This is a genomic window from Paenibacillus catalpae, from assembly GCF_900112695.1.
GTDB lineage: Bacteria > Bacillota > Bacilli > Paenibacillales > Paenibacillaceae > Pristimantibacillus > Pristimantibacillus catalpae.
Genome location: NZ_FOMT01000003.1, coordinates 170,776 through 195,540, shown reverse-complemented (window position 1 = coordinate 195,540; position 24,765 = coordinate 170,776). Strand labels below are relative to the sequence as shown.

The window sequence follows — 24,765 nt, the reverse complement described above, 5'->3', positions numbered from 1 at the left end:
ATTAGTAAATAACCCGGTTATGAGCATCCGGAATACCGGATTTGCGGAAGAAGTAAGTATTCATAATGTCGCGCCATTGCTTTGCATTCTCCAATTGACGATTCATGCGGCCGGCCACATGACGGAACCGTTCTTCGTCCACAAGTCCCTCGAGCTCCAGCCAGCGGCTGATCCAATATTCAACCTGCTCCACGCCGGCAAAATGCGTATCGTATATATGCTGAATAACGGTCTTGCCGGATTTCAGCTGATGCGTGTAAGGTACATGATGGAAGAAGAGCAGCAGCTCATCCGGGCAAGCTTCAAGGCTGTCATAAATCTCAGCGTTTGGCTGCGTATACTGACTGCTATAGCCCGTGCCTGTTGCAACCGTACGGTCAACCCCAATTCCTTTATGATCGGCAAAATGATACGTTCCCCACTTGGAATACTCATAGCCGTCAATATCCGGACCGTAATGGTAATGCGGCGTGACCATCCAGCCTACACCAAGAGGCGCTGTATAGTTCTCATAGATGGACCAGGACTCGAGCAGGAAGTTTACGATAACGTCTTGTACTTTCTCATTACCGCCAAACGTTTGCGCAGCCCATTCCTTGGCGATCTCCTCCGATGTCAGCTCCGGATTCCAGATCAGTCGGCCGTAGCCGTACAGGTTCGCTTGAGCAAGATGATGTCCTGTCCAGTTCTCATCGTTGCCGATATTGCTTACGGCTGTAATGCCGCTATGCGTATAAGCATGAACCCGACCAGCGGCGATTTCCTTCACCGTGCTGCCCGCGCCTTTGACATAGGTATCAAAGTTCAATACTTCCTTCCACTGCGGGATCAGGAAGCAGACATCCTTCTGCTGGCCCGTATATTCCTGCGCAATCTGGAATTCCATCATCTGATTCGTATGCTCCATGGCGCCAAAGAGTGGCGATACCGGCTCGCGGACCTGGAAGTCCATCGGTCCATTCTTGATCTGCAGGATGACATTATCCTCAAAGCGTCCGTCCAGCGGCTTGAAGTGATCATAAGCTGCGCGGGCACGGTCGGTGGAACGGTCACGCCAGTCCTGATGGCAGTTATAAACGAAGCAGCGCCATAAGACAATACCGCCGTAAGGCTCCAGCGCTTCCGCCAGCATATTGGCACCGTCTGCATGATCACGGCCATACGTGAACGGCCCCGGACGATTCTCCGAATCCGCTTTCACAAGAAAGCCGCCAAAGTCCGGAATATAGCGGTATACTTCTGCCGCTTTTTCTTTCCACCAGGCACGTACGTTTGGATCAAGTGGATCAGCTGTCGTAAGGCCGCCAATCTCAATTGTTCCCGCATAGTTTACGCTCAGGAACAGCTTGATCCCGTATTCACCGAATACTTCCGCAATACGGGCTACATCCGGCAGCAGCTTCTCGGTAATGAGGAAAGTCTCCTCCCGGTGAACGTTTACATTATTTATCGCAATGCCGTTAATGCCGACGGATGCCATCAGACGGGCATAATCGCGAATCCGATCCGAACCGGTCAGCACTTTATTTCCTTCATAAAAAATCGATCGTCCGGAGTAACCGCGCTCCACGCTGCCGTCGATATTATCCCAATGATTAATCATGCGCAGGCTGTATTTCGGCGATTCAATCAGATTCAACTGACCAATAGCAGCACCGGATTGCAGCAGGCGGAGCAAATGGAACGCCGCATACAGCGCGCCTTTCTCCGTGCGGCCAGCTGCAACAATGTACTCCCGATCAGCTTCATGAATGGTTTTCAAGATGTAGCCTTCATCAGACAATGCCGGCACAATGCCTGATGCCTGATCAACCCAAGTTCCTCCACCAAGAACGTCAAGGACAATAAAACGCTGCTGGGAAGCCTCATGGGTAACCGTAGGCGTTGTCCCAATCATAGAACGAATACCCCTCGACAATTCTTGAGCGGCTGTCTTTAATACCCCTTCTACCGGAACTCCCGAGGGCAGCACAAGCTCGCCTGTCCAGCCTTTATATTCATCCGTCAGCTTCTCATCCGTCATCTGGTCATATCTAAGCCAAGCTGCATATCCGTTGTCTCCCATCACTCATCCTCCTAAAAAGAATTTCCACTCCGTTGGCCAGGTTCCGGTCATTTTGTGGTGATTCCTACCTCGTAAGCAAGCATTTCTCAAAAGAATTGCGCCCGCCCGATTCCTAAGGAAAAGTCGAACGGACGCGTCTGTAAACGAATATTTTTTTGATTAACCTTTGACGCCGCCTACGGTCATCCCTTTTACAAAGTACTTTTGCAGGAATGGATACACCATAATAATCGGCAGACTCGCAATAATCGTCATCGTTGCACGGATCGAGGTTGGCGTAACGGCCGTTACGCCGGATTGACCCGCGGCAAACTGATCGCCCGCATTCGTTGAAGATGCTGCCGTATTCGAAGTCTGCAAAATTTTCATTAACTCGTACTGCAGAGTGCTCAGGTTAAGATGAGAAGAATTGTACAAGAATACATCAAACCACGAATTCCATTGATATACGGCTACAAACAACGCTACAGTCGCGAGGGCTGGTACCGTCAACGGTAGTACAATTCGCATGAAGGTGGTGAAGTCGCCTGCGCCGTCAATTTTCGCCGATTCCATAATGCCATCCGGCAAGCCTTCAATAAAGGAACGGATAACGATCATATTGAAAACTCCGATGATGCCCGGGATGATATATACCCAGAAGGAATTAATCATATGAAGCTCTTTGATTAACAGGTAACCAGGAATGAGCCCACCGCTGAAGTACATCGTGAAGATCGCAATTACCGTTACAAATTTGCGAAGCACATACTCTTGACGGCTAATCGTATAGGCCAGCATAGCTGTACAGAAAACGGAAGTAATGGTGCCAATAATCGTACGCAAAGCCGAGATCAGCGTAGCGTGATAAATCGATGCTTCATTAAAGATATAGCTGTAGTTATCCCAGGTCCACATCCGTGGCCAAGCATAGATGCCACCGCGGATCGAATCATTCGCATCGTTAAACGATAGAGCGAACATATTAAGAAAAGGATATAATGTCACCGTTACAATCAACAACATAAAAACTATATTACTTATGTCAAAAATTTTATCCGGTAAGGAGTTGTACCTTGCTTTGGCCGAACTTTCTTTCATGTCGATAGCCTCCTTGCTTCAGCTTGCATTCGATAAATCTAGAACAGTCTGCTCTCGCCAAGCCGCTTCGCAATGGAATTGGCAGACAAGAGGAAGATAAAGCTGACGACCGTTTTGAACATGCCGGCTGCCGTAGCCAAGGAATAGTTGCCCATGTTCATGCCGTATTTCAAGACAAATATATCAAGGTTCTCGGAATAGTCCACGGTCATCCCGTTGCCGAGCAAGTATTGCGGCTCAAATCCCGATTCCAAAATATTTCCAAGATTCATGATCAACAGGATAACGATAACCGATTTAAGACCCGGTAATGTAATGTGCAGAATCCGTTGGAAACGGTTCGCCCCGTCAATCTCGGCAGCTTCATATTGGGAAGGATCAATGGTTGTAATTGCCGCCAAATAGATAATGGTATTCCAGCCTACGTTTTTCCAAACTTCCGATGCTCCAAGGATGCCCCAGAAGTAATTCCCTTTGCCCAGCCACAAGATAGGCTGATCAATAAGATGCATTTTCGTTAATAAGATATTAACGATCCCTTCAGGCGCCAGCGCCGAAGAAATAATGTTGGCCGCAACGACCCAGGAAATGAAATGCGGTAAGTAGCTGATCGTCTGTACGACCCGCTTGAACATAACTTGGCGAAGCTCATTTAATAGAATGGCTAATACAATTGCGGTAACAAAACCTAATACGAGATTAATTGAGCTCATTACGACCGTATTTCTTAACACGCGATAGAAGGAATCATCGTTGAACAGGAAGCGGAAGTTTTTCCAGCCTACCCATTCCTGATCGAACAAATCCTTGGCTGGTCTAAACTTTTGAAAGGAGATTGTCCAGCCCCAGAGCGGTACATATTTAAACAGGAACAGCCACAACACAAATGGCATTGACATGAGTACGAGTGTTTTCTGGTGCAATAGTTTTGTAAAGAACAGTTGAAGCCGTGATCCGCTTGCTCTTGGGCTTTTGACAACTGGTGTAACTTCGTGTAGGTTCTCCACTTGCTCTTCCCCTCTCTAGCATCCTGCATGGATCATAGATCGGAAGGCCGGAATAGCGTTCCGGCCTTCCGTCTACTTTTATTTGGTTACCATTTGCCTGCGATACGGTCTTGAACAACTTTTGTTACGAAGGTTTCATAGTCTTTCACGCCAAGCTTGCTCATTTGGCCTACATAATCGTTCCAGATCGAATCGAAATCGCCGGATTTGGCAAGGACAAGCTTCGGAATGAATTTCTTCTGCAAGTCGCTGGCTTTTTGCTGGAAGATTTGCTCAGGCGTTCCTTGACCTTTGTTAATGCTCCAAGCCGGGTACCAAGAACGCTCATCCGGTTTCGAGAAGTACTCGGAGAATGTCTTCACGCCGTATGCATCCAGAAGGGCTTTGTCGCCATCTGTGTAGCCGGCATAAGCAACTTCCGGCTGATTGCCTACACCATAAGCATTGCCGTCAGCCAGTACGGAGTTGTTGCCGTAACGAGGCCAGCTGTACTCGAAGTACTGCCATCCGATTGTACGTTTTTTCTCGGGGTCGTTGCGGTCGGCAATTTGCTGAGCGTCCATCACAAAACGGCCGTTTGCGTCAACCGTATAGTTTTGGTCTTTCACGCCCCATTGAACGAGAACCTGGTTCTCTTCTTTGAGCAAGTTATCGAAGTACTTGATGATGCGCACCGCGTCTTTCGCTTTAACCGAGATGCCGATACCGCGGTTGTTAACAAAGCTAGGCGGATCTACGTACTGGTCTTTCGTGTTCTCATCAAATACGATAGGCAGCGGAGCGTAACGCTTCTCGTCGATGCCGGCTTTCTTCAGATTGTTTGTCGCGTCTCCAACTTGCCATGCATAGTTGAAGTAACCCAGTACGCGGCCGGAAGTCAGCTTAGCGAGGAATTGGTCTTTGTTCGCTGTGAAGGTCTCAGGATCGAACAAGCCTTCCGAGTTCACTTGATTCAGCTTTTGCAGCCATTTTTTCTCGATGTCTGTAGCTGCATACGTTTTGGCTTCATGAGTGTTCATGTCGACGATTACATCGCCGTCATTCGGGTAACCTGCAAGGTGCATGGCAGGGTTTGTAATCGAGAAGAAGCTGTCGGCAGGACCTGCAAGCGATGCAAAGCCGATGGTATCCTTGCCGTCCACTTGCGGATGCTTCTCTTGGTATTGCTTGATCAGATCGAAGTATTGGTCAAGCGTCTTCACTTTCGGATATCCCGCTTCCTTCAGAACGGAGCGTTGGATCCAGAATGCGCCTTGGCTGATGCCGGGATCGCCGATGTAGCCTTGGTTAGCTCCAAACGGCAGGAAGTACATTTTACCGTCTGCTTGTCTGAATTTATCGAAATAAGGACCGTATACGCGCTTGATGTTTGGACCGTATTGCTCGATCAGATCGTCAAGCGGAATAAATGCGCCAGCGTCAAGCAGCTTGTCGATTTCGCCTTCCGGCACGATAACGTCCGGGTAGTCGCCGCTTGCAATCATAACGCCGGATTTCGTTTGCGGGTCGCCAACGAGGAACTCCATTTTCCAGTCCACACCGGTCTGGGTTTGCAGTTCTTTACCGATAACGGTGTCGCTCGCCAGAGTATCCTTCTGGCTGGAAAAGCTGTAGTACGAGAAAGTGACGGGTGTTTTGTCATCCGCTTCAGGAGAAGTGGAGGCATTGGTAGCTGCATTGCCGCTGTTGCCAGAGTTGCCGCTGTTTGCATTGTTATCGTTATTGCCGCCGCAAGCGGAAGCTGTAACAGCTAACATCGCAGCTGCCAGGCTGACAGTTAAAAGCTTTTTGTTAACCATTTCTTTTTAGACCCCTTTCGTCATTTCAACGTGTTTGTTGTAAGCACTTTCATCATAAAACGAATCCGAAATCTTGATTACCCCTCAAACTTTAGTTCGTACTTTGAAAAGCATAGTTCAACATTTTTGCCGTTTATTGGCCGTTCATGTCGAGAGGAAGACGTAGTTCGACAGTGGTCCCATGACCTTCGGCACTATGGATGTCGAATTCGAAGGAGTCCTTATAGCACAATTTAAGCCTGGTATAGACGTTTTTCATCCCTACGTTGTCACCCATGGAATCATCCATTCGGAGGTAATTCAGCAGCTCTGACAGCTTGGCTTCAGACATGCCGATCCCGTTATCGGTCAGTCTGAACATCAATTTATTGCCGGTAATGCCGATATGGATCTGGATCAGGCCAATCCCCGGCGTGCTTTCAATCCCGTGAATGCTGGCATTCTCGACAAAAGGCAGGAACGTCATCTTCGGTATCATTTGATCATATACCGCATCCTCGATGGTCAGCTGATACTGCAGCTTGTCGCCAAACCGGTATTTCTGAATTTCGAGGAAGCATTCCGTCAGCTCAATCTCCTCACGGATCGACACCCAGCTGCGCTTCCAGGATATCGACTTACGGAAAATTTTCGCCATATAATGAATCGTCTTGGCCGTCTCGGTCTCCCCTTTCATCATGCTCCGCATGCGGATGGTTTCCAGGGAATTGAACAGAAAATGGGGATTAATCTGGCTGTGAAGGGCATGAAGCTGCGCCTGCCGCTGCCGGATCTCCAAATCCTTCTTCTGGATATCGGCAAGATACACATCCGTAATGAGGTTATCGATCCGTTCGGTCATCCGGTTAAATTCACCGGTTAACTGGCCGATCTCATCACGTGATCCGTCAAGCGGAATCGTCTCGAAATGCTGATTCTTCACTTTTTTCATATGCTTGACGATCTTAACAAGCCGCACATGTATGGACCTGGAAAGAGCCGCAATAATCAAGGACGGCAGCACGAAATTAATAAGCGCCAAGTAGATGACGAAGGAACCGGACTTCCGCACATCATGCAGGAAGCTCCCCTCGTTAATGACGCCATGCAGCGACCAGCCATTCAAATAATTGTTGTTCGTATAGACTTTGTCAAAGAAAAGGGAATGGCCGGACTTAGGCAAGGCTGTAAGCTGTGAAGCCTGCGAACGCCAATCCAAGCTGTTGTCATTGGAATATAGAATCGCCCCTTCCGGGTTCAGGAAATAAATCGTGCCCTCAAAGCCCGAGATGGCAAACAGCTGCTTAACGGTCGTCATGTTTAGATCAATCTTGATCAGATTGTTATACCCGTTGCCCTTGACGTAGTTCAGTCTTTGAACAAGGCTGAAGGTATCGTTATCTTGAATGAATAGGGGATAGGAAACATTCGTCTTCATAAAGCCCCGGTACCAGTCGGATTCCTTAACCGTATCGCTTAGCGGCATAATAGGTCCCGAGGACAAGACGGTCGGATTATCGGTATAAATAACCGTAGAGCTGGTCGTTTTGTACGCCTGCTCCGATTTGTTGAAGACACTCCGGACGTTATTGAATGCCTCTACGTATTCGATTTGCGAATCGTAATTCCGGTCCAGAAGCTCATTTAGAAAGGGGTCAATATAATACAAGTAAGAGATGCCCGCCGCTTCATCGATGACAGCACGAAGCTCGCCCTGAAGCTTCTCCAGGGCGATGTCGGCATCATGCGTCTTCTGATTCTTAATATTATTGGTCGTTACGTTATAGAAGACGATATTCGTCAGAACGATCGGGATAAATACACAGAGGATATACATTAGCAGGAGCTTGTCCCGCAGCTTAAGATGATTCCAATGAAATCTGCCCATCAAATCTCCACCCGTTTATTTTTTGCCCAGCAGCTTGTTGCGGTAATCGGTCGGGGTTACTTTCTCCAGCTTCTCGAATTGGGTTACAAAATAATCGGCGTTCTGAAAACCCACTTTTTCGGCAATTTCATACATGCGAAGATCCGTTTGGCGAAGCAGCTTCTTCGCTTCCCCGATGCGAATCTGCAGAAGAAAGTCATTAAAATAAATGCCATACGTTTTACGGAACAGCTGTCCCAAATAAACGGAGTTCATATAAAATTTGCCTGCAATACTCTTAAGGCTAATATTCTCGGTATAGCTTGCTTCAATGTATTTCTTAATCCGTTCGATACCGCCCTTGGACTGCTCATTTCGAAGCTCCGCCAAATAAGCCGCCGCTTCGCGGAGGAATTCCGTAAACAAGCCTTTCAAATCTTGCAGCCTGGTGTACCCGCTCTGCCCATCCATCATAAATGGAAGCATGCGCAATCCTTTCTCGTCGCCATCCATCTTCCGGATAATATTAATAATGCCGATAACAAACCGGGTAATCGTATTGGCTACCGCATTAGGAGCAAATCTCTTCTCGACGAATTGCCGGAATAACAAATCGATATCCTGCTCATATAACTCCTCATTATTTTCCTCCAGCCGTTCGAGAAGCCTGCTGTACAGCTCTGAATCCACGTCGAAATAATACAGAGGTGTTCCCTGCACCCCGCTCGCATAAATAACAGATGTCCCGTTCTCCGCATATTTATAGGACATCGCTTCGTTGGCAGAGCGGTAGGAAATACACATATCCTGAAGTCGTTTAACCGTCTTGCCGATATATAACGTTACCGGCCTACCGGAAGCTTTCGCAATCGCTGCGTGAAGATTGGAGTAGGCTGATTCAAGTCTTCCATCACGCGAAATGAATTGGCGCAGATCTATAAGCAGACCAAATAAGCCGCTCGCCTGCTCATAAACGGGAATTTTGCTGGCCGGGTTAGCTGTTACCGATTGGACCACGGCAGCCAGCTCCTTAGCCTGCCATTCGTTTCCTGTCAGTTGAGCATTGGAATGAAGCTCGATCAGCGCGTAATCGAAGCTGGAGACCTCCGGCATCTGAAGCGCAGCAGATAAAGCCCCGTTATCCGCTTCTGAGAACTGGCCTTGTACAAGCGTTTCTACGATGGAATCCGTCACGAGGCTGTCTCCTGCAATCGTGGTAAGCTTCTTCAGCCCAAGCGTCCCGGAAAGCGCCTTCAAAGTGGTTTCCAATTCAGCTTCATCAATCGGCTTTAATATATAGTCATGAACCCCGTACCTTAGGGCCCGCTGTGCATATTGAAAATCATGATATCCGCTGACAATAATAAAAGTCGGGCTGTGCCCGCCTTCTTCCGTGACCGTCCGGATCAGCTCCAGCCCATCCAGCACCGGCATCCGGATATCGGCAATAACCAAGTCCGGTTCAAGCTGCTTAATCTTCTCAAGGGCTTCCTGACCGTTATCTGCTTCATCGCAGATTTCATAGCCGAGCGATTCCCAGTCTATTAAATTCCGCAACCCTTTACGCACAAAAATTTCATCATCCACCAGCAACACTTTGTACATCTGCAAAGCCCCCTGACACCCGAATCTCTAACACTGCTCACGAATATACTTAATGACTGTCATTATTATAAAATCAATTCTCTGTAACTACATCCCACTGTGATTATCACTTATTCTCCTATTGTTAGGTATTTGAAAGCTTATTAGTTATTTGAAAGCGATTTCAAATACATGTTGTCCTCTATCTTCTTGGTGTACACCGAGAATTGTACGGCTGTCGCTTTACCATTGATACCAAAAAACTATAGAACATTCTTTGTGAATTAAAGCAAAAACAGCCAGCTATGACGGCCTGGATTTCAGCCGTTCATAACTAGCTGTTTCGATGTATCTTCTTACTCCTCGTTCTTCGTCACCAATTCGACCAGTGTGCGGACCATAACGCCGGTTGCGCCTTTTGGCTCAATCCCGCGGCTTTTATCCAGGAATGCCGTACCGGCAATATCCAGATGCACCCAAGGTAAATCCTCTGCAAAAGCACCGATAAACAATCCGCCGGTCGTTGCACCCGCATACCGTCCGCCGCTGTTCTTCAGATCAGCCGCATCGCTTCGAAGCATTCTCTTATATTCCGGATATGCCGGCAGCTGCCAGATCCGCTCACCGGAACGTACTGCAGCTTGAGACACCTGCTGCATTAATGCTTCATTATTCGTTACGGCGCCAGTCGCCTCCGTGCCTAATGCAACCATGACCGCACCAGTCAGTGTTGCTACATCGACCAGCTGCGTTGCCCCGCGGCGGATGGCTGTTGTCAGGCCGTCTGCCAGAACTAAACGTCCTTCTGCATCGGTATTTACGATTTCTACCGTTAAGCCGTTCATCATTTTAATAACATCGCCCGGTTTAAAGGCCTGGGCAGAAGGCATATTTTCAGCTGTCGGGATAACGGCAATCACATTCACTTCCGGCTTTAGCTCGGCGATAATGCGCATAGCGCCAAGAACAGCCGCTGCTCCGCCCATATCGGAGATCATTTCCTCCATACCCGGGCCTTTCTTCAAAGAGATACCGCCTGTATCAAAGGTAATTCCTTTGCCGATGAGGCCCCAAGCCTCCTCCTGATCAGGAGCACCTTTATAATGAAGCACGATCATTCTTGGTGCATGGATGCTGCCTTGACCAACAGCAAGCAGACCGCCCATCCCTTGCTCGGCTGCGCTCCATTCATCCAATACTTCAATATCCAGATCATAATCTCTCGCAAGCTCTTCGGCATGCGCAGCAAGAGCCTCCGGTACCAGCTTATTGCCCGGCATATTGGTCAAATCACGCGCAACCATAACGCCTTCTGCATACAACTGGCCTATGGCAATTCCCTCGTTCCACTGCTCTGCAATATCCGAAGGAACTGCCGCTCCTGCAGCAGGGACAAAGGATACATGGGATAAAGCATAACGCTGCTTCGTCTGACGCAAATCGGGAAGACGGTCATATACGGCCAGAGACAGTCCTTCGACCAACGCCTGAGCTGCTTGTTGCAACGTATAATCTGCAGAAGAAACGATCGCTTCCGGCAGACGAATCTGAGCCGTTTGTGCTTTAACCCGTTTCAAGGCATTTGCAGCAGCAGCCGCAGCAAGACGAAGACCGTCCACGCCGGTCTGCTCGTCATACCCTGCAAAAATAATATGCGAAGCCGAATGAAGACCAAGGGTCGACAAGGTTTCTGTTTGTTGCGGCTCAGCTTTAAACAGTCCTTTGGCAAACAAGCCCCGGACCGCTTCGTCAATCTGCGGCTGCACCCATTGTGCCATGCTGCCAGCCTTAAGCTCTGCCGCATTGATCAGCCTGACGATCGCATCCGCAGAGCCTGCCGTAGCAGCCGCCTCATATGTAAAATGTGTACGCATTAATAATTCCTCTCTTTCAATGACAAAATCGGGGACCGCATGATTATAGCGATCTATCCCCGATTCTAATCGTTTATTCAGCTAATGGCAAATAGATAACAAACGATGTGCCGCTTCCCTCCGTGCTGTCCACGCGGATCGAGCCGCCATGATTGCGGATAATCCGGTAACTGACGGACAAGCCAAGCCCGGTGCCTGCCTCCTTCGTTGTGAAGAAAGGATCAAACAAACGGGCAAGCGTCGCTTTATCCATTCCTTTGCCATTGTCCTTCAACGTAATCTCCGCGAATTGTCCATCAGACCTTACAACAAGATCAATCCGGCCCCTTCTTGCTTCCTGGAGCGATTCAATGGCATCAATAGAGTTCTTCACGATATTCAGGACCACCTGCTTGATCTGTTTCACATCGATAGAGACCATCAGATCGCGATCATTCTCGTAGGTTTCCAATTGAATGTCGCAGTTACGCATCAAGGCTTCGCTTTCTGTAAGCAGAATGACTTCCTGAATCAACCGGTTAATCGAGACTGATTTCTTCATAGGGGCTGAAGGCTTGGATGAATTCAAAAATTCGAAAATAATATCATTCGCACGGTCAATCTCCGTAAGAATAATCCGGGCATATTCTTCCTTGCCCAGCTGCATCAAATAAGGCCGGAGCAGCTGAATAAAGCCGCGAATCGAAGTTAGCGGATTTCGGATCTCATGTGCGATCGCTGCAGCTATACGGCCAAGCATCGCCAGCTTGTCGTTTTGCAGGGCAGTCTGCTCGATCTGCTTGTACTCGGATACATCCTTCACGCTTACAAGAAAATCACCATTCATCTGGTCACCATAGGTGAAGGTGACGAGCAGGTGCTTGCCGTCTTTATCCTGGAACTCATAATAAACATTCCGCTTAAGAATCATTTCCTTATATAAGCGGAGAACAACACGCTTGGTAGAACGCTTGAGCAAAGGATGCAGCAGCATCTCCCGCAGATTGCAGCCAACCAGCGTTTTGCGCGGAATATCCAGCAGCTTCGCCATCCGGACATTAATAAAAGACAGGATCCCGTCACTGTCAAACAGTGCGATCCCGCTGTCCATATGCTGGAGGACATTCTCGTACTTATGTTTTACCATCTCAAAAGACCGGTTGGACAGAAAAAGCCTTTCCCGCATATCTGAGAATTTTTGCTCAACGGTATCAACTGGAACTTCATTCAGCCTGTAAGCGACCATCACTTCTATAAGAAACATAAACGATTGATTATAGAGTTTTACCGCTTCCTCAGATTCCACATTGGCGGCCAAATATTGAATGCTTTCTTCGTGAACAGCAATAATCTCCTCAGGGTTGAAGCTTTGCATGTCTTTACCGATTGCGGATGCTTTGTAGAGGGACTGCTCCTCGCCGCCACGAATATATTCGGCAAGCGCCGGGAAATAGCGCTTTCTAATGGAATGCATCATCAACCCTCCCCGGCCACATCTATAGACAACTTTTACATACATAACATATCACTATTATCATAGGATTTATTACCAATAGCTGTCAATCGGAGACTTTGTCGAAAGCTGGGGCAATTTCCACTAATTAAAAGACTATTTTCCCGTGCCTATCGTCCTATCCCTTCTCAGCTTATCTATTCCGATCATGACGATTATCCGATTCATTCCGCCTATCATCCTTATGATCATCATCGCTATCATTACGGTCATCGCGATCATTACCATCATTTCGCCAAGACCAATTCTCCAGCTGGTTTGAGCTATTTGTCACTTTATCCTTATCGGTGTTGCTGCTTTTCTTGTTATCGTCTCTGTCATTTTGATCTTTTCTATTATTAGACCAATCCCCGTTTGGCCACTTATCCATTTCCAAGCCAGAGGGCTTGGTTGGTGATATCGGCTTCACGGGGCGATTTGGTTTATTGGACTCGTTATTTTTTGACCATCCCGGTCTTTTTGTTTCTGTAGGTTTTGTCGGAAGCTTCGGCGGTGTTTCTGTTTTTTTTGCCGAATCCGTTTTCGGGCTCTTGCCGGTAACGGTATCCGTTTTAGAAGTTGAAGATTTATCCGCAGCAGATGTTGCTTTTGCTGGTTTCTTGCTTTGCTTTTCCTTCAAAGCCAGCTCTTTCAGCTTCTCTTTGCTTGCGCCTTGCTCGACAATCTTCTTTACGCCGCCCGCTTCCTGAGTGGCTTCTGCAATAGATTTTCCCTTCAATTGTTCGAGCTTGATGTCGTAGCCTTCATCCTTGGCAATTAAATAAACGGCCATTTTCCCGGATGATATTCCGTTGGCAGCTGCTTCTTCACGAACTTCGAAAGGAATGGAAAGCACCGTTACATTGGGTTCATTGTTGACATCGATTTGTTTGATGGTTTCCTTAACCTTTTGGTCGACCGCACCAGCTACCGTTTTCTCAAGATCGTCTGCACCCTTTTGTTTATCAAGCATGTAACTAGTGATTACGATGTCTTTATTCGGATTGTCCAAATAATGCTCAGCCGCGACCGTACTCATAATAGAAGCTGCAACAGCGTCAAGAGGCTTCCCTTTAAAGCTCAGCTTGCTTACAATCGCCTGCCCGTCACTGTTTAAGCCCTTGAGCTCCTGTACAAGCTGCTGTTTGTCCACACCCATTTCAATGCTTGGATTAATATCCAAACTCACGTAAGCGACTACAGGATGTGCCTCCGCCGTTGTGAGGTAAAAGAACGGGATAAAAAACAGCAGAACCGCCGCAGCTGCAGCTGCGCCTGTATACCAATAGACCCGTTTCGGTTTGCGCGCAGGCGCCACGGTCTCAGCCGGAATCGCGGCTTCCTCTCCAACTCGCATATGGGATTGATGCGGGACTGAAATGAACTGGCCATCCGCCGTCATGACGACAGCCTTCTTCTTTTCTATGGAGAGAACAATCCCTCGTTTCATAATCCCGCCTCCTTCCCTGGCATTGATATCGTTATATTTAGGTAGTCCGATAAATATGGATATGTACCATTTAAAATAAGTGAAATCGCGATGATATATTTTCGATTGCGCTCTACCGTTTTCCGGGATACACCGCATAGCTCCGTCAGCTCTTTAACCGGAAGCTTACCCGATACATACAGCTGGGCAAACAGCTCCCGCGTTCCTGCAAGCGTCTGTGCAATCCCCTGCAGCAGCAGGCGGGAATCGGCATGCTTGGGCGAACATTCCGCAAGCTCCATGAAGGAAATCTGGAACTGTTGCAGCTCCTTGGTATATTCCTCAATCTCGAGCCGCCTTTCATCGCCGTCCTGCTTCAGCTGATAGGCCTGCAATGCCATCTTGGTATCAATCGGGTTATAAATCTGTTCCTCTTCATCCTGCTGATCAAAGGCTGTATAGGGCACCGTCTTCAAATGACGCTGCTCCTTGCGCACATAGTCAATCAGTCTTCGGCGCATAACTGTTTCTGCAAAACTGAGGAAAGATCTGCCCGACTCCGGGGAAAACTGCGTAATCGCTTCATTAAATGCAGTTAACGCCACACTAAACTCATCATCACGCGTCGGGTCTACATACCGCTTGCAAAATCCGCTGGTAACCTTGGCTACATACGGCTTGTAATCGGAAATAAATTTCTCCCTCTGCTGCTCATCGCCATCATGAATAAGTTTAATGATTTGCTCAGGAGCTAATCTTTCGTCATGCTTAGCTTCAGCGGCAGTTGACCGCCGCAAAAACCGTTTAAACATGAAGAGTATCCTCCTCTCTGTATAAGTTTCGATACGTCCCTTCATTTTTGAGGGGGTTCCACATTAACAAATGTTAGAAATATGAGAAATAACATGAGAAAGCCTCATTCGAAATAAAAAAGCCTCCGGCTCCGGAGGCTTAACTTTGGTGTATCCTCTAAGTTAAACAGAAGTTCGTCGCTGCCGTAGTTTATTTCGTCTTCCGCTTAACATGCCTAAACGCGTCTTAAGCTCATTTTCCCATTCTGCATCGCCAATCTGCTTCGCAAAGCTTAACAGATCAAGCGAAATATCAATCTGGCTAAGTACAATCTCCATAGGATCCTCACTCTCGTGATTCACGCAGTTCTCGTACAAAGCCTTGCCTTCCTGCTCCACATAATCCTGGAAATCAACCTCGGCGGCGCCGTCCCCATGCGCATATTCAGCCAAAATTTCATATTCATTCTCAATTAAATAATGAATCTCTACACGGTGGCAGACAGGACAAAAAAGTATCGGTACATTATGAATATGAGTACGCATATGCTTCAAAGTGCCTTTCGTTCCGATCATACTCGCTCCACAACAAAAGCTCATCGGGTGACAACCTCCTCAAAAGAATTTTCGCGTTCTTTGCGATAATTCTTGCTTCGTAAGGATCAGCTCAAAAGAATTTTCGCGTTCTTTGCGATAATTCTTTATTCGTAAGGATCAAGGTAACCAGCGCATGCTTCCTTCTCAACTTATTCGCTTCTCTATACCGAAATTCCTGCTTTATAAGCATAATCCGGCTTCTTTCTACTTGCAAACCAGGATTTTCCTTTCGGCTGCCTACTATTTTCCATAAAAAAAGGCCCGTACCACATTTGTGGTACGGGCACTTCTTGTCCGCAACGAAAGCTTATTTCGCAACCAGAGTTTGTTGACCTGGTTTCCAGTTCATTGGGCACAGACCGCCGGATTGCAATGCTTGCAATACGCGAAGCGTTTCGTCAACGCTACGGCCTACGTCGTTATGGTTAACGACTTGGTATTTCACTTCGCCATCCGGATCGATGATGTACAGACCGCGGAGTGCAACGCCTTCTTCTTCGATCAGGACGCCGTAGTCACGAGCAACGCTCTTCGTGATGTCAGCAGCCAATGGGAAGTTCAATTGGCCAAGGCCATTGTCGTTAACTGGTGTGTTGATCCAAGCACGGTGGCTGTGTTTGCTGTCAACGGATACACCAAGAACTTCTGTATTCAGTGCTTTGAATTGCTCGGAAGCAAGGCTCAAAGCTGTAATTTCAGTCGGGCATACAAATGTGAAGTCGAGTGGGTAGAAGAACAATACCAGCCATTTACCTTTGTAATCAGCAAGAGTTGCTGTTCCGAAATCTTTACCGTCACCTGTCGCCGTATCCATCTTGAAGTCTGGAGCCGGACGGCCAACCAAACGCTCTGCCATAATACAATTCCTCCTTAACCAATCCAACAATTTTTATAGTTAATGTCACTATTATTCCGTGACTTACTTATAGAATAGTAACATCAGTCTATAATAAAGTCAATATTGTAATCAATATTTCTTTATAATGATTATAAATAAGGGACTCTTATTTTGTCATTGCTGCAACGATCAGATCGCCCATTGCAGTTGTGCCGATTGCCGTGCTCTTATCAACCGCGATGTCGCCTGTACGGTGACCAGCGTCAAGCACATTTTTAACTGCATCTTCAATGACTTGGGCTGCTTCATGGTAGCCAAATGTCAGACGGAACATGAGTGCAACGGAGAGAATTGTTGCGATCGGGTTCGAGATGCCTTGTCCAGCAATGTCGGGAGCAGAGCCGTGTACCGGCTCGTAAAGGCCGAAGCTTCCTTCGCCAAGGGATGCGGAGGACAACATGCCGATCGAACCTGTCAGCATAGCAGCTTCGTCGCTCAAAATGTCGCCAAACATATTTTCCGTTACGATAACGTCAAAGCTGGATGGACGGCGGAGCAATTGCATGGCGCAGTTGTCAACGAGTACATGCTCAAGTTCAACTTCCGGATACTCAGGTGCGATCCGGTTAACCACTTCACGCCACAGACGGGAAGTTTCCAGAACGTTAGCTTTATCTACCGAAGCCAGGCGTTTGCTGCGAGTCATTGCGATTTCGAATGCTTGGCGTACGATACGCTCAACCTCTTGAACGTTGTATACGCAAGTATCAACAGCTTCTTCGCCATTTGCGCCTTCGCGGCGGAATTTCTCGCCGAAGTAGATGCCGCCAGTCAATTCACGGACAACGATCAGGTCAGTACCTTCCAGCACTTCCGGTTTCAACGTCGAAGCTTCCTTCAGGCAGTCGAATACATTAGCAGGACGGATGTTCGAGAACAAGCCGAGTGCTTTACGAATGCCGAGCAAGCCTGTTTCCGGACGAAGCTCTTTCGAGTTGTTGTCCCATTTCGGGCCGCCTACAGCGCCGAGCAGAACTGCGTCTGCATTTTTACAAATCTCAAGCGTTTCTTGCGGCAGTGGTGTACCTTTCTCATCAATCGCAATACCGCCGAACAGACCATGCTCGAATTCAAATTGGTAACCGAACAATTCCTCGGTTTTTTTCATTACTTTAAGCGCTTCGCCAACTACCTCTGGACCGATACCGTCGCCGGCGATGACAGCGATTTTTTTCACTTCTGACATAATTAAACACTCCTCGTATTCGCTCTATTAAGCTATTCTCATTCTGTTATCATTTGTACCACATTTCTTGCATGAAAACCAAGATATAAAATCTATCATCTTTATAGGTGCTTCTTATAAAGGCAGTCAGCCTATCTACCCGTTAATCAATTTAACATGATATTCACGGCTTCTCGGCCCGTCAAATTCACAGAAATAGATGCCTTGCCAGGTTCCAAGCACCAGCTTGCCGCTGTTGATCACTATCGTCTGGCTTGTCCCCGTCGTGAGCGCCTTCAGATGGGAAGCCGTATTCCCTTCCGCATGGCGGTATTTCGGATGCTCCCACGGGTATACCTCGTTAAGACGCATCAGGATATCATGCTTTACATCCGGATCTGCATTCTCCTGAATAGTGATGCCGGCTGTCGTGTGCGGACAGTACACAACGGCAAGCCCGTTCTGAATTCCTTCCCGTGCCACGATCGACGCTACCTTACGCGTAATATCAATCATTTCATCTCTTCTTGAAGTTTGCAGCGTTTCAGTCATCATATCTTCGTCTCGCCCCTTTTCCTATGAACAAAACAAAAAAAGCCCTCACTAGCTGAACAAAATGAAACCTTCTTCATTTGTTCATCCTTGAGGGCATTGCTTGTTAGATCAGGCTCATCTTGTCACGGCGCCCAGGGGACTTACGCTTCTCGATGAGACGGTTCAGTGCGTCGATATAAGCACGAGCACTTGCTTCAAGGATGTCCGTGCTTAGGCCGCGGCCTTGGGCAGATACTTCATCCTGCTTCAGCACGACATGCACCTCGCCTTGCGCATCCTTGCCTTGCGATACCGACTTGATGGAATAATCCTCAAGCTCAACCGCTTCGGCCGTTACTTTATCGATTGCATTATAGATCGCGTCTACCGAACCGTTGCCAATCGCTACTTCTTCGCGAGTAACGCCATCCGCAGTACGGATACGTACCGAAGCGCTAGGTGTCGACTGGTTGCCGTAGCTCACTTGAATCGCCTCAAGCGTAAATACTTCAGGCGTATCGATCAGCTTCTCTTCCAAGAAGGCACGGATATCTTCATCCGTTACATGCTTCTTGCGGTCGGCCAAATCCTTGAACTTCGCGAAAGCTGCATTAACCGCTTCCTCATCGAGCTCGTAGCCTAGGTCGATCAGTTTCTCGCGGAACGCATGACGGCCGGAATGCTTGCCAAGAACAAGCTTGGAATCGCGAAGGCCGATTGTATCCGGAGAAATGATCTCGTAAGTCGTTTTCTCCTTCAGCATACCATCCTGGTGAATGCCGGATTCATGCGCAAATGCGTTTGCGCCAACAATCGCTTTGTTGCCAGGGATGACCATGCCGGTCAGCTTGCTTACAAGGCGGCTTGTTTTTGCGATTTCTTTCAGGTTCAGCCCGGTTTTTGCTCCAAAATAATCGAAACGCGTCTCAAGCGCCAGCGCGACTTCCTCCAGCGCCGTATTGCCTGCCCGTTCGCCGATACCGTTGATCGTTCCTTCGATCTGGTCGGCGCCGTTCAGGATGGCAGCGAGAGCGTTAGCCGTTGCCATGCCGAGATCGTCATGGCAGTGCGCGCTAAGCTGGATTTTTTCGATGTTTGGCACATTTTCCTTCACCGTCTTGAAGATGTTGCCGTATTCAAGCGGATTCAAATAACCAACCGTATCCGGAAGATTCACGACAGAAGCGCCAGCGCGAATCGCCATTTCCGTCATTTGGCAGACGAAGTCAAGCTCGGTGCGTCCTGCATCTTCAAGCGAGAATTCGATTTTGCTGAAATACTTCTTCGCGTATAGGATCGCGCGTTCAGCTGTTTCCAGCACCTGTTCCTTCTCCATCCGCAGCTTATGCTTGCGGTGAATCGGACTGGTTGCAAGAAACACGTGAATAGACGGATCCTGTGCGCCTTTCAGCGCTTCACGTACCGCGTCGATGTCCTGTTCGCGGGAGCGTGACAAGCCAATAATCGTTGCATTCTTAACTGCGCTGGCAACCGCATGAACAGCCGCGAGGTCTCCTGGGGAAGCCGCAGGGAAACCTGCTTCAATACGGTCCACACCAAGCTTCTCGAGCTGCAGCGCGATCTCAACCTTTTCTTTCGTGTTCAGGTTAACACCGGGAGACTGCTCTCCGTCACGAAGCGTCGTGTCAAAAATATAAATTTTTCGCATTTGTGCCTTACACCTCCGAGAACAGAATCATCCCGGACCGCTCAGAACGCATGCAAGGCAGGTTTGGAACCTAACCTACTCGCACTCCGGCGAACCGGGATAACATCTTTTTATATGCGGGTTATGATCTTATTACTTTTTGATCCAGTGCATCAGTTCGCGCAGCTGTTTACCAGTTTGCTCGATTGGATGAGCAGCTTCGTTACGACGAGTAGCTGTCAGCATAGCACGGTTCGATTGGTTTTCTAGAATGAAGTCGCGTGCGAAGCGGCCGGATTGGATGTCTTCCAGAACGCGTTTCATTTCTTTTTTCGTTTCTTCTGTAACGATACGTGGACCAGTTACATAGTCGCCGTATTCAGCTGTGTTGGAGATCGAGTCGCGCATTGTAGCCAGACCGCCTTCATACATCAGGTCAACGATCAGCTTCAGCTCGTGCAAGCACTCGAAGTAAGCCATTTCTGGAGCGTAGCCAGCTTCAACCAAAGTTTCGAAGCCCGCTTTAACCAGCGCGGAAGCGCCGCCGCACAGTACAGCTTGCTCACCGAACAAGTCTGTTTCTGTTTCTTCTTTGAAGGAAGTTTCGATAACGCCTGCACGAGTACAGCCGATACCTTTTGCATAAGCAAGACCAATTGCTTTCGCGTTGCCGGAAGCATCTTGGTGGATTGCGATCAGACCAGGAACGCCGAAGCCCTCTTGGTATGTACGGCGAACCATATGACCAGGGGATTTAGGAGCTACCAGGAATACGTCTGTATCTTTGCTAGGCACGATTTGGCCATAGTGAATGTTGAAGCCGTGGGAGAACATCAGAGCCGCGCCTTTTTTCAGGTTTGGTTCGATTTCTTCCGCATATACTTTCGCTTGGGTTTCGTCAGGGAGCAAAATTTGAACAACGTCAGCAACTTTAGTCGCTTCGGCAACAGTCAACACTTCGAAACCGTCTTTTGCTGCTACGTCTGCGGATTTACCCGGACGAAGGCCGATAACTACTTTCAGGCCGCTGTCGCGAAGGTTTTGCGCTTGTGCATGGCCTTGGCTGCCGTAACCGATAACTGCGATTGTTTTACCTTGAAGTACGCCTTGGTCTGCGTCTTTTTCATAATACAATGTAACTGCCATTTTAATGATTGCCTCCTTTAATTTAACCCTTTTGAACGGGTGTTTAAGAAAAGAAGATCGGATAGAGGAAGTCCATACTTCTTCTATTTCGGAAAATTCTCCCCTTAAACTCCCGTTCAAAACGGGATATAGCTTATTATAAATGTTATTTCAATTGTTATTAACGCGCGTTACCGCGGTTAAGCGCTGTTACGCCAGTACGGGAAAGCTCGCGGATGCCATAAGGCTTCAAAAGCTCTACCATGGCATCGATTTTCTCTGTATCGCCGATAACTTGAACGATAAGCGAATGAGTGCCGATATCAACTACAGCAGCGCGGAAGGTATCCACAACGCCAAGAATTTCCGGACGCGATGCGGGCTCTGCACTTACTTTGATAAGCGCAAGCTCACGGGATACCATCGGATTGGAGCTCAGGTCGATTACTTTAATAACGTCAATCAGCTTGTACAGCTGTTTTGTAACTTGCTCGAGCGTATGGTCATCGCCAGAAGTGACGATAACCATACGGGACAAGCCCTGCTCTTCGCTTGCACCAACGGTAATGCTCTCAATATTGAAGCCACGGCGTCCGAACAAGCCGGATACACGCTGCAGAACGCCGGGCTGATCGTTTACGATTACTGCGATCGTGTGCTTTTTCATTCCGCATCCCCCATGATCATCTGGTCGATTGTGCTGCCCTGTGCAACCATCGGATACACATTCTCGTCTCTGCGAACGACGAATTCAACTACCGCAGGTCCAGGATGATTCAGCGCCTCTTCCCATACGGCCTTCGCTTCTTCTTTGTTCGAGGCGCGGAAGCCTTTTACGCCGTAAGCTTCTGCCAGCTTAACGAAGTCCGGGCTGCCCGCCAGATCGATATGGCTGAAGCGGTTCTCGTGAATCAGCTCTTGCCATTGACGAACCATGCCAAGCACCTGGTTGTTCAAAATAACAACCTTAACCGGGATTTTGTTGATTGCACAGATGGCAAGCTCTTGCGCGCACATTTGCATGCCGCCGTCACCGTTAATCGATACAACAACACGATCCGGGTTCGCCATTTGGGCACCGATTGCAGACGGGAAGCCGAAGCCCATCGTACCAAGACCGCCGGAAGTTACCCAAGAGCGAGGTTTGTTGAATTTATAATATTGCGCAGCCCACATTTGATGCTGGCCTACGTCAGTTGTAACAATCGCATCGCCGTTTGTTGTTTCATGGATCATCTCAACAACCCATTGCGGCTTCAGCTCAACATCCGAGTCCTTGTAGCTGAACGGATATTGCGCTTTCGATTCCTGGATCTGCTCGCGCCAAGCGTCAGCTTTGTCCGCGCGTTTCGCAAGCAGGTTAGCTTGCTGCAGAACCGTCTTCACATCGCCTACGATAGGAATATCGGTAGGAACGTTCTTGCCGATCTCCGCCGGATCAATATCGATGTGAACGATTTTCGCCAGTGGAGCAAAGCCGGCAAGCTTGCCCGTTACGCGGTCATCGAAACGCGCGCCGATATTAATAAGAAGATCCGCGGACTGGATCGATTTGTTGGCTGTGTACGTGCCATGCATACCCGGCATGCCAAGCCAGAAATCGTTGCCGCTTGGGAAGCCGCCAAGGCCCAGCAAAGTCGTAGTGATCGGAATTTCTGTTTTCGTTACGAATTCGAGCAGTTCCTCATGTGCACCGGAGTAAACAACACCGCCGCCAGCCAGAATGAGCGGACGCTCGGACGCTTCAATCGCTTTGATCAATTTGTCCACTTGCAGTTTGTTTGGCGATACCGTTGGGTTGTAACCGCGGATACTCACTTCCGTTACCGGCTTGAACAAGGTTTTGGCCGCAGATACATCCTTCGGAATATCGATCAGAACCGGACCTTTACGGCCAGTGTTGGCGATATGGAAGGCCTCATGGATAATGCGAGGAAGATCCTCTACATCACGGACCATGTAGCTGTGTTTTGTAATCGGCATTGTAATACCTGTAATATCCGCTTCCTGGAAGGCATCCGTACCGATCAGGGACGAGATGACGTTACCGGTAATAACAACGAGTGGTACTGAGTCCATATAAGCTGTTGCAATCCCCGTAACGAGGTTCGTAGCTCCTGGACCGGATGTGGCGATACACACGCCAACGTTGCCGCTTGCACGGGCATATCCGTCTGCTGCATGGATCGCGCCTTGCTCATGCCGTGTGAGCACATGGTTGAAATCGGAGAATCCGTGCATTGCATCGTAAATATAAAGTACAGCACCACCCGGATAACCAAACACGCAATCGACGCCTTCCAGCACCAAACTACGGAGTAATATTTCAGAACCGGAAATTACTTCAGGCTTTCTCATCCGTTCCATAACTTCTTCTTTTGACTTCAGCGTTGCACTTTGCGTGACCATTAGTCATCCTCCTCTCGAAAACAACAAAAAAACCTCTCGTTCCTCCAGCTTCAAAAATTGAAGCCTGAGGGACGAAAGGTTATATCTTCCGTGGTACCACCCAAATTCGTTATACATCTTGCGATGCATAACCTCCATAAGGTAATGAACGTGTGCGCACAATACGCCCATACCTTTGACACAATAACGCGTGTCTTGCGATTTTCCCTAATAGCCAACATTTGACGGATGTTGCTTTTCAGGAAAACAGCTCCGAGGTGAGCTCGTAGAAAAGGGGTTTTGGCGATGGTTGCAGCTGATCCATCCGCTCTCTGAGCAAAAGAGCCCTTAACACTTCGTCCTCATCATTGCCGATAACATATGCTTGGATAAGATTTTCTTTATTATATGCCTTGAGTACTTGTTCGTCAAGCTAAACTGCCTAACAATTTCGAAAAAATAGTTAAGGCATAATTCGCCTTTCATTCATATGATAACATAGCCCAATTTCGGCAATTTCATTCGGTCAGGACGGATCGCTGATGATACGAGCACGTAATCCCAAGACAGACGACAAGGAAATTTTCCGCCTCATTCAAGCCGAGCTTATCCCGATGTCCCATACGGCCCATCCCCTGGATGCCCAGACCTTAAGAGATCTGCCCGTCCGGTTCCGGCGCGGTGTTACTTATGTAGCTGCAGAAGGAAAAACAAGCAAGCCCTTCGGCTTTATCCGATTTGAAATTACAGGCGAAATCCTGTATCTCGATATGCTTGTCGTGCATCCGGATCACCGCAACCGGCAATGGGGCAGGAAGCTGCTGCTGGCCGCCGAAGCTTACGGCTTAACCCAAAACTGCAGAGCATCCAGACTTTTCGTGGACGATATCAATACCAAGGCCAAAAATCTGTACAGTCGCCTGGGCTATCAAGCCGTCCAGTATTATCCGGAGCTCCGCTGTTATGAAATGATTAAGCCGCTTGCTTCCTCATCTTACTACTAATAATTTAGTAAAAACCGCCGCCGTACGGACCGCCGCCATAGCCGCTGCCATAACCGCCGCCGTAACCGCCGTTATAACCGCCACCATAGCCACCGCCATAACCGCCGCCGTAACCGCCGCCGCCGCATTTGCCGCAGCCAGAGCCACCGCAACCGCAACCGCCGCCACCCCAGAACGGCAATGTGCCGATAACAAGAAGATCAAACAATACCAGCGGCAAGAAGGCTTTGGTTTTAACCACTTTCCCCTTCTCTTTTCTCAGAGGTGCCAGTACGAGCTTGTTTTGCCGCAGTTCTACAAGCTTGCCTGTTACGACTGATCCGTCTTTGCGAACCGCATAGATCTGTTTGCCGACTAACTTCTTAACTTGTGACTTGGAAACTTTGCTCATGAGTATCCCTCCTTTCCCGTTGTTCTTTAGCATATTCAGAAGGCTTGCGGCCTGCCTGTTTGTTTGTCC

General features: G+C 48.3%; 20 protein-coding genes. 1 reads left to right on the top strand and 19 read right to left on the bottom strand.

Annotation, left to right across the window (positions count from 1 at the left end):
* Position 1 precedes the first annotated feature (1 nt).
* The 18 genes from BM200_RS14610 to ilvB all read right to left on the bottom strand — a co-directional run bounded on the left by BM200_RS14610 (position 2) and on the right by ilvB (position 23,322).
* Positions 2-2,065, bottom strand: coding sequence for an alpha-glucuronidase family glycosyl hydrolase (locus tag BM200_RS14610; RefSeq protein WP_091186746.1), 2,064 nt, complete (start codon positions 2,063-2,065; stop codon positions 2-4).
* Between the two features lie 159 nt (positions 2,066-2,224).
* On the bottom strand, positions 2,225-3,145 hold the full coding sequence (locus BM200_RS14605; RefSeq protein WP_091186743.1) for a carbohydrate ABC transporter permease: 921 nt from the start codon (positions 3,143-3,145) through the stop codon (positions 2,225-2,227).
* 38 nt (positions 3,146-3,183) lie between these two features.
* Positions 3,184-4,086: an ABC transporter permease gene (locus tag BM200_RS14600; protein WP_245773070.1), complete on the bottom strand. Its 903-nt coding sequence runs from the start codon at positions 4,084-4,086 to the stop codon at positions 3,184-3,186.
* Between the two features lie 152 nt (positions 4,087-4,238).
* A complete protein-coding gene (locus tag BM200_RS14595; RefSeq protein ID WP_091186737.1) occupies positions 4,239-5,951 on the bottom strand; it encodes an ABC transporter substrate-binding protein in 1,713 nt (570 codons plus the stop codon).
* Positions 5,952-6,084: 133 nt separating this feature from the next.
* Complete coding sequence (locus BM200_RS14590) at positions 6,085-7,818, bottom strand: sensor histidine kinase (RefSeq protein ID WP_091186728.1); 1,734 nt, start codon at positions 7,816-7,818, stop codon at positions 6,085-6,087.
* A gap of 15 nt (positions 7,819-7,833) precedes the next feature.
* Positions 7,834-9,402, bottom strand: coding sequence for a response regulator transcription factor (locus BM200_RS14585; RefSeq protein ID WP_091186725.1), 1,569 nt, complete (start codon positions 9,400-9,402; stop codon positions 7,834-7,836).
* Positions 9,403-9,737: 335 nt separating this feature from the next.
* Positions 9,738-11,255 (bottom strand): leucyl aminopeptidase, encoded by a 1,518-nt coding sequence (locus BM200_RS14580; RefSeq protein WP_091186722.1) that lies wholly within the window; start codon positions 11,253-11,255, stop codon positions 9,738-9,740.
* A gap of 73 nt (positions 11,256-11,328) precedes the next feature.
* Positions 11,329-12,708 (bottom strand): ATP-binding protein, encoded by a 1,380-nt coding sequence (locus tag BM200_RS14575; RefSeq protein ID WP_091186712.1) that lies wholly within the window; start codon positions 12,706-12,708, stop codon positions 11,329-11,331.
* Positions 12,709-12,880: 172 nt separating this feature from the next.
* A complete protein-coding gene (locus tag BM200_RS14570) occupies positions 12,881-14,176 on the bottom strand; it encodes an anti-sigma factor domain-containing protein (protein ID WP_091186709.1) in 1,296 nt (431 codons plus the stop codon).
* A complete protein-coding gene (sigI, locus tag BM200_RS14565; protein WP_091186707.1) occupies positions 14,173-14,967 on the bottom strand; it encodes an RNA polymerase sigma factor SigI in 795 nt (264 codons plus the stop codon). The genes BM200_RS14570 and sigI overlap by 4 nt, the downstream gene beginning before the upstream one ends.
* A 162-nt stretch (positions 14,968-15,129) precedes the next feature.
* On the bottom strand, positions 15,130-15,546 hold the full coding sequence (locus BM200_RS14560) for a hypothetical protein (RefSeq protein ID WP_091186704.1): 417 nt from the start codon (positions 15,544-15,546) through the stop codon (positions 15,130-15,132).
* A gap of 304 nt (positions 15,547-15,850) precedes the next feature.
* Positions 15,851-16,399 (bottom strand): peroxiredoxin, encoded by a 549-nt coding sequence (locus BM200_RS14555; protein WP_091186702.1) that lies wholly within the window; start codon positions 16,397-16,399, stop codon positions 15,851-15,853.
* 148 nt (positions 16,400-16,547) lie between these two features.
* On the bottom strand, positions 16,548-17,627 hold the full coding sequence (gene leuB / locus BM200_RS14550; protein WP_091186699.1) for a 3-isopropylmalate dehydrogenase: 1,080 nt from the start codon (positions 17,625-17,627) through the stop codon (positions 16,548-16,550).
* Between the two features lie 135 nt (positions 17,628-17,762).
* Positions 17,763-18,161, bottom strand: coding sequence for a secondary thiamine-phosphate synthase enzyme YjbQ (locus BM200_RS14545; protein WP_091186696.1), 399 nt, complete (start codon positions 18,159-18,161; stop codon positions 17,763-17,765).
* 103 nt (positions 18,162-18,264) lie between these two features.
* A complete protein-coding gene (locus BM200_RS14540; RefSeq protein WP_091186694.1) occupies positions 18,265-19,809 on the bottom strand; it encodes a 2-isopropylmalate synthase in 1,545 nt (514 codons plus the stop codon).
* 132 nt (positions 19,810-19,941) lie between these two features.
* Positions 19,942-20,934, bottom strand: coding sequence for a ketol-acid reductoisomerase (ilvC, locus tag BM200_RS14535; RefSeq protein ID WP_015842927.1), 993 nt, complete (start codon positions 20,932-20,934; stop codon positions 19,942-19,944).
* A gap of 160 nt (positions 20,935-21,094) precedes the next feature.
* On the bottom strand, positions 21,095-21,580 hold the full coding sequence (ilvN, locus tag BM200_RS14530) for an acetolactate synthase small subunit (RefSeq protein WP_091186692.1): 486 nt from the start codon (positions 21,578-21,580) through the stop codon (positions 21,095-21,097).
* Positions 21,577-23,322: a biosynthetic-type acetolactate synthase large subunit gene (gene ilvB, locus BM200_RS14525; RefSeq protein WP_091186690.1), complete on the bottom strand. Its 1,746-nt coding sequence runs from the start codon at positions 23,320-23,322 to the stop codon at positions 21,577-21,579. The genes ilvN and ilvB overlap by 4 nt, the downstream gene beginning before the upstream one ends.
* Positions 23,323-23,843: 521 nt before the next feature.
* Between ilvB and BM200_RS14520 the strand changes: the two genes are divergently transcribed.
* Positions 23,844-24,305, top strand: coding sequence for a GNAT family N-acetyltransferase (locus BM200_RS14520; protein WP_091186688.1), 462 nt, complete (start codon positions 23,844-23,846; stop codon positions 24,303-24,305).
* 4 nt (positions 24,306-24,309) lie between these two features.
* Here BM200_RS14520 and BM200_RS14515 read toward each other — a convergent pair whose 3' ends face one another.
* Positions 24,310-24,696 (bottom strand): hypothetical protein, encoded by a 387-nt coding sequence (locus BM200_RS14515; RefSeq protein ID WP_091186685.1) that lies wholly within the window; start codon positions 24,694-24,696, stop codon positions 24,310-24,312.
* Positions 24,697-24,765 lie beyond the last annotated feature (69 nt).